This is a genomic window from Thermoanaerobacterium butyriciformans (genome assembly GCF_017874545.1).
GTDB classification, from domain to species: Bacteria; Bacillota; Thermoanaerobacteria; order Thermoanaerobacterales; family Thermoanaerobacteraceae; genus Thermoanaerobacterium; species Thermoanaerobacterium butyriciformans.
The window spans coordinates 66,084-79,768 of record NZ_JAGGLT010000009.1 but is presented as its reverse complement, the minus strand read 5'-3'; the positions used below and the strand labels follow the sequence as shown (position 1 = coordinate 79,768).

The following is a 13,685-nucleotide window of genomic DNA, read 5'->3' as shown; positions in this document are numbered from 1 at the left end:
GATATACTTTTCTATCCTCCTTTCATGTTGCATTATTTCATAAATAAATTATATTTATGAAAATTTAATTCACACTTAAGCAATTAAATAACTGCTTCTATGATATCTGTCTCTCCAGCAGTTACAGTACCAACAATTTTATTCATCTCTTTGATTCGCTCTATGTTTGTTATGATGATTGGCGATATGAGAGATTTTGCTTTTGATTCTAAAATCAATTTATTTATTTGCAATAATTTATCTCCGACTTTTACTTTATCGCCTTCATTTATAAATGTCGTAAACCCTTCTCCGTTTAATTTTACAGTATCCACACCAACATGTATCATTATCTCGATTCCTTCTATTGTCTTGATGCCTATTGCGTGCTTTGTCGGAAACACAGTTGTTATAATACCATCAACTGGTGATACAAAAATATCCGATTTAGGATTTACCGCAACTCCATCACCTACAAGCTTCTGAGCAAATACTTCATCAGGAACTTCCACTATATCTACTATCTCTCCATCAACTGGTGCTTTTATCAATAACGTTTTACAACTTTTTCTGAATATATTTAACATAAAATCCTCCTTCAATATTTTCTAGACGAAACAGCTTCACTTGTATTTTCCAAATACTTAATTATATCTTCATATTTTCTACAAGCAATTATAGAAAACAGTATATCTATGACATTTAATTGTGCTATACGTGATGCCATTGCACCACTTCTAAAAATCGCTTCTGTAGAATATACGAAAAGTTTGATGTCTGAAACATTAGTTATGGATGAATTACCAAATCTCGTGATGCAAATTGTCGTAGCACCTGAATTTTTCGCTATTTTCAAGGCATCTACAGTATCCATTGTCTCACCGGAATAAGATATTCCTACCGCAACATCCCCATTGCTTAGATTTGCAGCAGATGCAAGTTGCATGTGAGAATCGCTGTAAGCTGTGCATGATTTATTTATTCTCATAAATTTCTGTAACATATCTTGCGCAACAATAGCAGATGCTCCAACACCATAAATATCTATTTTATTGGCATTTAATATGGCATCAGCAGCTTTTTGCAGTTCATCTCTATCCAGCATATCCATTGTCTTTTCTATTGACTGCATGTTATTCTTTGATATTTTAACAACAATAGAATTTATATCATCGTTTATATTTACAAAACCTTGAATGCTTTTTGTCTTATACGTATAATCTGCTGAAATCTTTATTTTAAGATCTTGATAACCTTTGTATCCAAGATTTTTGCAAAATCTTACAACACTTGCCTCGCTTGTGCCGCTATTTTTTGAAAGTTCACCTATAGATAGTTCTGAAATTTTATCAGCATTTTCTATTATATACTCTGCAATTTTCTTTTCTGAAGGCTTTAAATTATTTATAACTGCTTTAATTTTTTCTATATCTCCTGCCATGTTAATGTTTTCACCTCTTTCTATTTATAATTATATTACATGTGAAATAAAATTTCAAGTATATTTTATTATTCTGTAATTTAGTTTCATGAAATATCTACAAAAAGCCGGAAAATCCGGCTTTTTTGCTTATCTATATTGTGGCAAATAATCTATGTTTTCTCTGATAATGTCGTCCAAAATTTTTTTAGCTACTGTCGCAGATGGTACAAGCGGATGTATTGTTAAGGCTTGAAGTGCAGTATAGTAATCTCCTGTCACACCAGCTTCTATTGTCAATTCCTCGTACGCTTTCACTGATTGCATCAAACCTCTTATCTTTGTCGGTACATGCCCTATATTTATTGGATGTGCACCATTTTTATCTATTACGGCATTTGTCTCAATAACCACATCATTTGGCAAATCTAAAATTGTACCATTGTTCTTGACATTTACCACATGAATGTCCTTTTTATCGTTGTATATTGAGTTTATCAGTGAACATGCTGCATCGGAATAGTGAGCTCCACCCCTTTTCTCCAGTTGTGGTGGTTTTACATTGAGATTTGGATCTTTGTACAATTCAAACAGCTCTTTTTCAAGCTTTTTGACTTGCTCACCCCTTGTCCCTATCGTTGCTGCATCTCTTTTCTCTTCTTCCAACATTTTATCTGCGAGATAATAATACCTGTGATATGGGCACGGATACATTCCAAGAGATTTGATAAATTCTGCCTCCCATGGTAAGTCAGGCACGTTCTTCATCGACATGGACTTGCCACCTGCAAAGCTATCTATCAATTTCTCTGTTATGTCTTCACCATCCAAATACACATGGGTACCCCATACAAGATGATTAAGCCCTGCAAAATCTATTGACACCCGCTTTACATCTACATCAAGCATTTCTGCAACACCATATACCATACCTATTGGAACATTGCAAAGTCCAATTGTTTTCACATTTGTATGCTTTAAAACTGTTTCTGTTATGATTCCAGAAGGATTTGTAAAGTTTATAAGCCACGCATTTGGAGATAATTCTTCTATATCTTTACATATATCAAGTATCACCGGTATCGTCCTCTGAGCCTTTGCAAATCCACCGGGCCCTGTAGTCTCCTGTCCTATCACATCATATCTTAAAGGTATTTTCTCATCTCTGATTCGAGCATCTAAAAGTCCAACCCTAAACTGTGTCGTCACAAAGTCTGCATCTTTTATTGCTTCACGCCTATCCAAAGTCAGGTGAATATTTATATCTACACCTGCCTTTTCCACCATTCGCTTTGCGAGATTTCCTACTATCTCTAACTTTTCTTTTCCTTCCTCAATGTCCACAAGGTACAAATCTTTTAAAGGCAGCTCATCATACCTTTTTATAAAACCTTCCACCAATTCAGGTGTATAGCTAGACCCACCCCCTATGGTGGCTATTTTCAAACCTCTTTTAGACATTTAAAGAACTCTCCTTTGTATTATTTATCACTTTATACATTTCAATCATCTCTGTTATCAATTCTTTTGCAAGGATCGCCGTCATAAGATGATCCTCTGCATGCATCAATAAAAGCGTAACTTCTTGTTTATCGCCAGATGCCTCTTTTTGTAATAAATTTGTTTGTATTTTATGTGTTTCAATCAATTCATCTTTAGCTTTTTCTATAAATTTATAAGCTTCATCAATATTACCTTCCTTCGAAAGCCTTAATGCTTCAAAGCAATTGCTACGTGCATTTCCAGCATGCGAAATTATTTCAAAAACAATCTGCTCTAGTTCCATTTCAAATTTCTCCTTTTTTAGCTAAATCTAATGCTATCTCTAAAGTCTTTTTTCCATCTACTCTTCCATAAACCTGCGGTGGTATTGTTGTACATTTTTTACCCTTTGATTCTATTATGTCTTTAGCTTTTTTCTCCATATATCTCACTTGTGGTCCTAGCAAAAACACATCATACAAATCTACATAATTTTCTAATTCATCTATTGGTACAGCATCAATACTTATATCATTATATCCCATATCTTTTGCTTGTTTCTCCATCTTTTTTACTAACAAACTCGTCGACATACCTGCTCCACACATAAGTAATATTTTCATAAAAACCACCTTTTCCTAATATTAATTATACTCCTCTATAGCTTCATTTTTTTCTAAAATTAATTGCTTTTTTTCTTCCGCCTTAAAAAATGGGTAATATATTAAGATACTAATTAATATTTCAATTGCTCCCCAAACTGCTGCTCTCCAATCACCGCCTGTTATTAAATATTCTGAGATAATTGGTGGCGTTGTCCACGGTACTAATATTGCTGGTTTACTGATTATATTAAAAAACATTAAAATGTAAGTGGTAACTGTTAATAGTAAACCTGTACCAACATACGGTATCATAATAGTTGGATTAAACACTATTGGAAACCCAAAAGTAATTGGTTCATTTATCATAAAAATACCTGATGGGAATGCCAATCTTCCTAAAGATTTGTAAGTTTTGCTTTTGGAGAAAAGCATCAAAATAACCAAACCTATAGTAGCACCTGTGCCTCCAACATTTACAAAAAAGTCTACAAATCCTTGTGCAGTTATATATGGAATAGGCTGATGAGCTAAAAAAGCTTTTGTATTAGCCGTAATAAATTGTAAGAATATTGGGCCCCCAATTGCACCCATAATATTGTCTCCATGTATTCCTACAGTCCAAAATAATAGCACCAGCAAAACATAAACAAAAATTCCAGGCAAAGAATTCAAAGCAAATACTAATGGACTAAATACTTTTTGCAAAAAGGATGTAATATCAAAACCAAAAACAGCCCTAATTATCCACAACGCAATAATTATAACCGATGCTGGTAATAAAGAAACAAAAGAATTTGATACAGCTGGTGGAACACCTTCAGGTAATTTTATAACTATGTCTTTTTTTATAAAATACCTCAACACTTCCACAGAAATAATTGGAACAATGATAGCTGTAAAAAGCCCCGTAGAACCAAAATTTGATGTATCAAGTGCAAATTTATCAGTTATCTGAGTTGTCAAAAAAGCCACTAAAGATAATAACGCACCACTAATTGGATCGACTTTTAGTTCCTTTGATAAATAAAATCCTATGCCGGCTGCTGTTAACAGAGCCAGTATACCAAATGACACATTAACAGGGACGCTTAGTAAATCACTATATTTACCGATGATTTTATCCCAACCAGGAATCGGTAAACTAGATACAATTAAAAATATACTCCCCACAATTATAAATGGTAAAGTTACTGCTAATCCATTACGTATTGCTACTAGATGTTTCTCATTTCCTATTTTGACTAATGGCGGTACTAAAATGTTTTGGATGAAATTTGTAAATGCATCCATATTATATCTCCCTTCATTTAATATATTTTTACATCACTTATCTTTTTTTGCAAATACCGTGCCAAAGCAATCTTGAATAGCAAAAGCTTGAATTTCATAGCTTTTCGTATCGTTAAAAAACCTGTATTAACCTGTATTATTTGTAACCGTAATCAATACACATATATGTATTAAAGTGAATAAATTATTTTCATTATACTGACGTATTCGTCGTCTGATAAAGCCATGTTAAATGCTTCGTTTACTGGTTTTACGGTGGTCTTTATCATTTCGTATTTTGATGTGTTGTTTTCTATAATTGATTTACAGTTTTTGATCCGTATTAATTCGCCGCCATTTAATACACGTTCTATAGCACAGGCAAGATGAAGTATTAGGCCGATTATTTTGTCGTTGTCGAGAGTCACGTTGTTTTCCGCTATATTTAGGTAAAATTCTTTAAATGCATCGATGTATTTTCCTGCATCAATATTTACGTTTTCTGCAACTATCTCTTTCATGTTGTCTATGGTTTCAAGTGCGTCTTTTGAATCAATCATAGCTTTTAAAGATCTCAATTTCCGATTGTCAAACACATCAGTAGTTGAAATGTATTTAACTGTATCATCGCCTGGGTCAAATGCGCTTACTACTGCTAATACGTTTTTCTCTCTCTTTATATTCTGTAGCTTTCGCCTAAATTCTCTTTTGTCTTCTATATTTAAAGGTATGATGTCAATGCCTGCTGATTTTAAATCAAGTTTTTTCTCTAAGATGGATTTTAATTTCAATGCTGTGCCTTCACCTGTGATGCAGGCAGTTATTATGACGTCATTTTTAAATCCGTTTTGCATCTCAAAGTTGTCCTTATATATCCTTCCTATATAAGGGCTTAAATTAAGCGCAGAGTCGTAAACTTCATCAAGTGATGCATTTAATAATGCTTTTCTCCCTGCTTCCAATACCATAGGTGTTGATGCCATTTCAACCGTCTTAACTGGAATACCTGTCTTCTCGTACACCATATCGCCAAAGAAAACTAATGAACCCATGTCTACCAATAACAGCACACCTTTTCCCTTATTCGTCTTCTTAATTAGGTCACATAGGTTGTTAAGAGCGATTTCAGGCTTCTGGTCAAGTGGCATATTGTACCCTACGACAAAATTTTCCCCCAGCAATCTATTTGAAACATCTGCTATGGATGTAGCCGTAGACTCACCATGCATTGCAACTATGACGCTAACCTTTTCTTCATCTTTTTCTTGTTTTATGTCAAGGCACAAAAACATTGTTATAAAGCCTACTTCATCTTCTGGAACCTCTATGTCAAATTCTCTCTCTATCAATTTTTTAAGCTCTTTAGAAACTTCAAACTCATCCTTGTATATCCTTTTTATATCATCTAATTGATGGTTTTCTATTTTCTTGCCGCTTGATATCCTTTCGATTGAGCTGGCAACGTGCATAGAAAGACCATACAGTGTCTTTTCACTAAACTCTCTTTTTAACATTTTTCCTGCATGATTCAGAAAATTATCCACAATATCAACAATTCTCTTGTCGACAACTTTATAAAGTTCCTCTAAATTGTACCTTTTAGCTTCATCAATATACCTTTTTAGATACGTTTCAATGTCAAGATTCATTATGAGTTTTATGTCATCTTCATTTATACCTTTTTTCTCCAGAGATTTACGCTTCTCTTCCAGCGCTTCGTAAAAGTTGAATGATTTACTATCTTCAGATGGAATGATATCCATTTTGTCTATAGAAAACATTATTTTATCGTCTTTTACAAATTTATCGATTTTATCTTTTTCCTCTTTGTATTTGAAAAGCCCTCTTTTTATATACTGTGGAAGATCTTCTGTGTGTATAACAACTTCTTTGTCCCTATTCATCATGAATCCAAGGTATGCTTTTGCCGCACAAAGCTTTATGTCGCTTTTTAGCTGCCCTATGTTGTTTGGACAATCATAAAGCAGAAATGCTTTCAATGCGTTTGATGTTAATGATATGTCGTTTTTGATTATAGATGCCTCGTCAATCATGAAATTCTTTATTATTTCAAATCTCTCTTCATAAGTTCTTTCTTTTAATGATGGCAAATTTATCACCATCGGGATTCGTCGCGTAAAAGTCTTAAGAAGTATTGATTCCACATTTTCTGTAGTCGCACATATTATAAGGACATCCACTTTATGCTGTGCGTCTGTTTCACCTAAGTGTCTGAACATCCCTTTGTCTATAAGATAAAAAAGCATCTCTTGTCCTTCTGGTGGCAATCTATGGACTTCGTCGAGAAATAGTATTCCTTTGTCCGCTTTCTCCACTATCCCTATCTTGTCTTTATCTGCACCAGTGTACGCCCCTTTTTTCACTCCAAATAGCTGCGCCATGAGAAGCTGTGGATTGTTGGCATAATCAGCACAGTTAAAAGCCACAAATGGAGCATTTGTCTTGATCCTGCCTATCTCTTTGGCGTATTCGTACATTGTCTCCGCAAACATCGACTTGCCTGTACCCGTTTCACCTAATATTAATGTATGAAGCCCATGTGGAGGATACATGATAGCCGCTTTTGCTTGCTGAATAGCATTTTTAAGGCTTAGATTTGAACCAATTATCTTTTTAAAAGCGTCGTCTTCTATTGTATTAAGATTTTTGGTCAATTCATCTTGCTTTATGCTGAATAAGACAGGCTTTCCTTCGATTTTATCTATCTTGCCATCCTTGTGCATTTTATTTAGATCGCTTGACACATTTGCTCTATGAATATTAAGCTCGTTAGATAGATCAATTGCAGAGCATCCTGTTATCATACCATCGTTTTTTAGCTGTCTTAAGCATATTTCTTTAAGCTTCTCGTAAACTTTATCAATTCTCTTCATAAAAAAATACCTCCTACAAGGTTATTATACCATACTGCAATACACATCAAAACACTTTAATTTTTTACAATTTTATAAAACCTAATAAAAATAAAACCCAGCAACTTTTAAATAGCCGGGTCTTAGATAATATCATTCAAACACATGTACTCTAGGATTCTCCCCTTTAAATCCTGTCTCCAATATCTCCATTACTGTAAGTATTTCAAAATCACTTACAAGTTTTTCTTTTTTGTTGACTATTGCATCATATAGGTTATCATATACTTTTCCATAATCTCCTACAGGTGTCTTAATTATCAGTTCTTTATCATTTCCACAATCATCTACGTAGATGACTTTCCCGTAATTTTCCTCAGGATCTAATCCAAATCCTGCATCCTGCGGCATCATGCCGGCCTTCAAGCATTCTTCCTGTTTGTCTATGCCGTATTTTATAAAGCTTCCTTTCGTTCCATGCAAAATAAATTTAGGATAAGGACTTTTTACTAAGTGATTAGTCTTAACTATGGCCTTAAAATTGCCATAAAACAGTTCCACATGATAATAATCATCAGGGTTATTTTTGTTCCTGATTGACCTAATATCATAATAAACTTTGTTGGGTTTCCCAAATAGAGATACCATTTGGTCAACGGTATGAACGCCCAGTCCGAAAAAGGCTCCGTCATGATATTTTCCATTAAAATCAGGGTATTCTCTTCTAAAATAATCAAAATGGGATTCGACCTCCACAATGTCTCCTACATATTTGTTGGTAATCACATACTTTAACGCTAAGAAATCACTGTCAAATCTTCTATTTTGAAACGGCATAGCGATAAGGCCCTTTTCTTCAGCTAAACTTAAAATTTCCTCAGCCTCTTTTAATGTGGTTGTAAAAGGTTTTTCTACCAGCACATTTTTGTTGTGCTCTAAACACAATTTTGCCAACTCATAATGTGTACCATGTGGAGTGCATATTGATACAAGTTTAATTTCCTCATCTTCTAATAAACTTAATAAATACATTTGTAAATTCGATATTATATCTTTCGTATCTTTCTTCCAGTTCTTTCTTTCTAGTTCTATAATATATTTTCTTGACTTCTATATTGTTTCTTAATAGTACATACGGCAAGTGATACCTATTTGTACTTTTCCCAAATCCTATAAAACCTATTTTTAGTTTCATTTTATTCTTCCCTTTCTTAATATAGCATATATGTGTGAAGATAAGACACACATAGCTTACTTTATTTGTACTCTGGTGTAAAGTCTTTGTAATCAAAATACCGATTTTTCAACACTTCTTTATACCAATAACCTGATTTTTTAATCCGCCTGTTTCTATTATAATCTAAATCAATTTCTACCAAGCCATACCTGTTTTTAAATGCGTTCTGGGGTGATACATTGTCTGTAAATGCCCACAGCATATACCCTTTGCAGTTAGATCCTTCTTCTATAGCTTTTAAAAGCCATCTTAAATGTTCTGAAATGAACTCTATCCTGTAGTCGTCCTGTATAACTCCATCTTCATTTTTAAAGTTTCCCTCATTTTCTACCCCCATGCCGTTTTCCGTTACCAGCCATTCAATATTTCCATATTCATTTTTTATTCTCATGGCCATATCGTACATGATTCTCGGATATATCTCCCATCCTCGCGATAGATTCATTTTTCTGCCCGGCAGTTCAAATTTCTCGTAATAGTACGAAGGATGAAATGGCGTCGATGGATTCCATGCTGAGTCTCTTGCTTTGACACGGGCAGGTGCATATAAATTCAATCCCAGTATCTGTACCGTGTTGTTTTTTATTGTATCTAATTCTTCTTCTGTAAATTCGAAACAACAGTGATGATAATTTAGTATCTTCAATAATTCATCCGGCAGCACTCCTTTGACGCATGGATCGAGAAAAATCCTGTTGAAAAATAGATCGTAAATTTTTGCAGCCGCAATATCATGTTGAGCGGATGACCGTGGATATGTCACTTCTATGTTTAGAATTATGCCAATTTTACCGTCTTTGTTATAATTTCCTCGTTTATAAGCTTCGATAGCTTTTGCACTAGCGAGAATCTTATTGTAGCTCCACTGCATGGCCATCTTTGTATCCTGAAAAAATGGATACCTTATGCTGTCAAGAAATGATCTAGTCTGTATGACAATTGGTTCGTTAAATGTAAAGAAATACTTGACTCTATCGCCATACAATTTAAACACTTGCTCAGCATACTTTACATAAAGCTCTATAACGTGCTTTGAACCCCAGCCACCGTATTTTTGAAACAAAGCGGCCGGCAGTTCGTAATGCTCAAGGCAGATCATAGGCTCAACACCATTTTTTATCAAATCATCAATTAAATCGCTGTAATATTTAGCGGCATCTTCATCAACTTCTGCTGTCTCATAATCTTTTATAAACCTTGACCAATCTATGGACGTCCTGTAAGCATTTATCCCTATTTCTTTCATCAACTTAACATCTTCATGATATCTGTTGTAAAAGTTTGTAGCTATAGTAGGACCATAACCGTTGTGCCATAGTTCAGGATTTGATTTGTACCACAGATCCATGAAAGAATCTTGGTAATCCTTTTTCCCAGACCAGCCTTCTGTCTGCCATGCAGATGCAGCCGCACCCAGTATAAAACCTTCTGGCAAATGGTACCTTTTGTACGCCATTTATATCCCTCCAGTTTAAAGTATGAATTCATTCTGATTGAATATTTTATATTGCCTTGGATATCATTGTATTTCTAATCTAATATTACCTCAACTGAAGTACAAATCAAAATTTTGGATATTTCAATTTTATAAAATTCCTTTTTATGTAAAACATATACATAGATACTATTGTATGATAAAATTATTTTGCTAATTAAAAATTTTTAAGGAGGCAAAACTGTGGAAAAAGAAAAGATTCTTAAAGTGCGTGACATCGTTCTTATGAATGTAGTGGCAATCATAGGTTTAAGATGGCTTCCCCTTGCCGCAAAATACGGAGCATCTTCTGTGATGCTGTGGGTCTTAGCTTCTATTTTGTTCTTCATACCACAAGGACTTGCGGTAGCTGAGCTATCTACAGGATGGCCTTATGAAGGTGGCTTGTATGTATGGGCAAAGGAAGCATTTGGCGACAAATACGGCTTTTTAACGTCATGGTCATATTGGCTTACAAATGTGGTGTACTATCCGTCTATGCTTATATACATCGCCAGCACTGCTGCTTACATGGTGAACCCTAAGCTTGCAGATAATGATCGATTCGTATCCATATTCATATTTGTACTTTTTTGGATAATAACGCTTGTAAATGTCAATGGTCTTAGCTTAAGCAAATGGCTTTCAAATGCAGGCGGCCTTTTTGGAACAATAATACCAGGAATACTGCTTATCGGTTTTTCTATATACTGGGTTACTGGTCTTCATCAGAAAATTCAAGCAACATACACAGTTTCATCGCTTTTCCCTAATCTATCAAGTTTAAGCAATATCGTCTTCTTTTCATCCATGATATTTGCTTACGCAGGGCTTGAATTAGCACCGACACTGGCAGAAAGGACGCAAAATCCTGAGAGGACTTTCCCGAAAGCAATAGTTTTATCTGCTTTCATTATACCAGCGTTGTACATCCTTGGCACTATCTCCATAACTTTCATAGTTCCTCAAAAGGAAATAGGTTTAGCGACTGGGATAATGCAGGCAATACAAATCATATTCGACAAAATTGGCTTAAAATATTTAATAGGCGTCGCTGCATTTTTGATATTTATAGGAGGGATAGGCGGAATAAATGCATGGATAATAGGACCGATAAACATGATTTTCACTAGTTCAAAAGGCATAATGCCGCCATTTTTTACGAAATCTCATGATAAATACGGCACACCTGTAAATGCCATGATAACACAAGCCGTCATTGTAAGTTTACTGATACTGATGGCTTTTTCAACACCGACTGTAGAATCTGCTTACTGGCTGCTGTCTGCCATGACATCGATACTATACTTCATACCATACCTTGTGATGTTTTCTGCACTGATCGTCCTAAGGTATAAAAAGCCCGATGTCAAAAGGCTTTATAAGGTTCCGTTTGGAAATTTCGGAGCTTGGCTTGTCGGTGGAATAGGCTTCTTAGTCGTGTTGTTCTCAATAATCCTTTCTATCATTCCACCTGCAGGCATGAATTTAGGAAGCCTTCTCTGGTATGAAGTCAAATTAGTCGGAGGGACACTTCTTTTCTTGATAATAGGCTATCTAATATATAGAAATTATGAAAAAAGAAACGTACAACATTAAAGGCATTCCACAATGTGGAATGCCTTTAATACTTTAATGATTTTCTATATAGGTCCACTTCCAATCGCTGTCAACACCGACAGAATGCCTTACCCAACCTTTTACATAATCTCTCTGAACATAGGCTGTCGCAGAGTAGAATAAAGGTCCCACAGGCATATCATCCATCAATATCTTTTCTGCTTCTTTCATCTTCTCCATGCGTACAGCATTATCATTTGTTGACTTTGCCTCTTTGATAAGCTCATCGTATTTAGGATTTGAATACTTCACATTGTTATTACCAGCATCTGTAGTCCACAAATCTAAAAACGTCATAGGATCGTTGTAGTCGGCTCCCCACCTTGTCAAGCAAACATCGTATTGCTGCTTTGAAAACATCTGAAGCCTTATCTTGTATGATACGTTTTGTATAACTACATCTACGCCTAGATTATTTTTCCAAAATTGCTGAATTGCCTGGGCTTCCTTCTTTGCAACATCTGTGTCATCTGCCAGTAAAGTTATCTTAGGAAGTTTTGTTATATTTAATTCTTCCATGCCTTTCTTAAGAAGATTTTTCGCCTCATTTGCATCTTCTTTGAATAAAGCTTCACCAGCTTCTTTTCTGAAATCTCCATTTAACCCTGTGATGCCATTAGGCACAAACGCACAAGCTGGAATAGAACCATCCTTCAAGACATTTTCTGTAAAGCTCTTTCTGTCTATTGATATTGTAAATGCCTTCCTGATATTTGCATTTTTGAAAACCGGATTCAAAGTATTAAAACCTAAGAAATACGTAAAACCATTTGGATGCACTTTAACCTGATCTTTATACTTTGGCACGAAATCACCGCTTATATTGATTTCGTCATATTGACCGGAATCATAGCCCTGTGCGACAGTATTTAGATCTTTTACCATGTCAAAATCTATCTCGCTTAATTTGACATTATCCTTATCCCAGTAGTTATCATTTTTAACAAGGACAATGTTTTGTTCATGGTTCCATGTCTTCAATACAAATGGACCACTGTATATTAAATCAGAAGGGCTTGATGCTAATTTATCTCCCTCCTTTTCCACAAAAGATTTCTCAAGTGGCAAATACGTGATAAAAGCCGTCAAACTTAAGAAATAAGGTGTAGGCTCTTGAAGCTCTACTTTAAGTGTCTTGTCATCCAATGCTTTTATACCTACAGAATCAGCACTTACCTTACCCGAATTATAGGCTTCTGCATTTTTTATAGGATACATTATGTATGCATACTCAGATGCAGTATTAGGATCCAATGCTCTTTTCCACGAATATTCAAAATCATATGCTGTTATCGGGTTTCCATCGCTCCATTTGATATTATCTTTTAAATGGAACACGTATGTAAGACCATCCTCAGAAATTTCCCAGCTTTTAGCAAGACCTGAACCTTCTTTAGGTTTTTCATCAGCTCCAATTCTTACTAACCCTTCCAATACTGCGTTAAGTATTTGAAATGAAACGCCATCGGTAGATTTTGCTGGATCAAGCATCGGAGGTTCTTCACCAAGATTTAAATGCAAGACTTGCTCAGTTGAATTAGACTTGCTATTCGCAGTTGATGAACTGCTTCCATTGTTGCCGCAGCCTGTTAAAACACTAGCCGCTAAAAAAGTAAGCACAATAAAATAAATCAAAAATTTTCTCACTTAAATCCCCCCATTTAAAATTTATTAAAATTATACCATCACGTGAATAATAATTCAAAATAAATTATTAATATTTATT

12 protein-coding genes are annotated in these 13,685 nt (G+C 34.8%); 1 reads left to right on the top strand and 11 read right to left on the bottom strand.

Features of this window, described 5'->3' with window-relative positions; all coding sequences use genetic code 11:
• Positions 1 to 83 precede the first annotated feature (83 nt).
• From J2Z80_RS05265 to J2Z80_RS05220, 10 genes are all read right to left on the bottom strand, one after another.
• A complete protein-coding gene (locus tag J2Z80_RS05265) occupies positions 84 to 566 on the bottom strand; it encodes a PTS sugar transporter subunit IIA (protein WP_209453452.1) in 483 nt (160 codons plus the stop codon).
• 11 nt (positions 567 to 577) lie between these two features.
• Entirely contained in the window at positions 578 to 1,420 is an 843-nt protein-coding gene (locus tag J2Z80_RS05260; protein WP_209453451.1) for a MurR/RpiR family transcriptional regulator, read from the bottom strand.
• A 129-nt stretch (positions 1,421 to 1,549) separates the two neighbouring features.
• On the bottom strand, positions 1,550 to 2,860 hold the full coding sequence (locus tag J2Z80_RS05255) for a 6-phospho-beta-glucosidase (protein ID WP_209453450.1): 1,311 nt from the start codon (positions 2,858 to 2,860) through the stop codon (positions 1,550 to 1,552).
• Positions 2,853 to 3,185: a PTS lactose/cellobiose transporter subunit IIA gene (locus J2Z80_RS05250; protein ID WP_209453449.1), complete on the bottom strand. Its 333-nt coding sequence runs from the start codon at positions 3,183 to 3,185 to the stop codon at positions 2,853 to 2,855. The genes J2Z80_RS05255 and J2Z80_RS05250 overlap by 8 nt, the downstream gene beginning before the upstream one ends.
• Before the next feature lies 1 nt (position 3,186).
• Positions 3,187 to 3,504, bottom strand: coding sequence for a PTS sugar transporter subunit IIB (locus tag J2Z80_RS05245; protein ID WP_209453448.1), 318 nt, complete (start codon positions 3,502 to 3,504; stop codon positions 3,187 to 3,189).
• 21 nt (positions 3,505 to 3,525) lie between these two features.
• A complete protein-coding gene (locus J2Z80_RS05240) occupies positions 3,526 to 4,776 on the bottom strand; it encodes a PTS sugar transporter subunit IIC (RefSeq protein ID WP_209453447.1) in 1,251 nt (416 codons plus the stop codon).
• 170 nt (positions 4,777 to 4,946) lie between these two features.
• Complete coding sequence (locus J2Z80_RS05235; RefSeq protein WP_209453446.1) at positions 4,947 to 7,649, bottom strand: sigma-54-dependent transcriptional regulator; 2,703 nt, start codon at positions 7,647 to 7,649, stop codon at positions 4,947 to 4,949.
• A gap of 132 nt (positions 7,650 to 7,781) precedes the next feature.
• The gene (locus J2Z80_RS05230) at positions 7,782 to 8,660 is read right to left on the bottom strand and encodes an oxidoreductase (protein ID WP_209453445.1); all 879 of its coding nucleotides are present in this window, start codon (positions 8,658 to 8,660) and stop codon (positions 7,782 to 7,784) included.
• Positions 8,632 to 8,823, bottom strand: coding sequence for a hypothetical protein (locus J2Z80_RS15390; RefSeq protein ID WP_209453444.1), 192 nt, complete (start codon positions 8,821 to 8,823; stop codon positions 8,632 to 8,634). The genes J2Z80_RS05230 and J2Z80_RS15390 overlap by 29 nt, the downstream gene beginning before the upstream one ends.
• A gap of 61 nt (positions 8,824 to 8,884) precedes the next feature.
• Positions 8,885 to 10,321, bottom strand: coding sequence for a glycoside hydrolase family 1 protein (locus tag J2Z80_RS05220; RefSeq protein WP_209453443.1), 1,437 nt, complete (start codon positions 10,319 to 10,321; stop codon positions 8,885 to 8,887).
• A 222-nt stretch (positions 10,322 to 10,543) separates the two neighbouring features.
• On the opposite strand from J2Z80_RS05220, the gene J2Z80_RS05215 reads away from it, so the two are divergent.
• On the top strand, positions 10,544 to 11,938 hold the full coding sequence (locus tag J2Z80_RS05215) for an APC family permease (RefSeq protein ID WP_209453442.1): 1,395 nt from the start codon (positions 10,544 to 10,546) through the stop codon (positions 11,936 to 11,938).
• Between the two features lie 33 nt (positions 11,939 to 11,971).
• On the opposite strand, the gene J2Z80_RS05210 is transcribed toward J2Z80_RS05215, so the two are convergent.
• On the bottom strand, positions 11,972 to 13,606 hold the full coding sequence (locus J2Z80_RS05210) for a peptide ABC transporter substrate-binding protein (protein ID WP_209453441.1): 1,635 nt from the start codon (positions 13,604 to 13,606) through the stop codon (positions 11,972 to 11,974).
• Positions 13,607 to 13,685 lie beyond the last annotated feature (79 nt).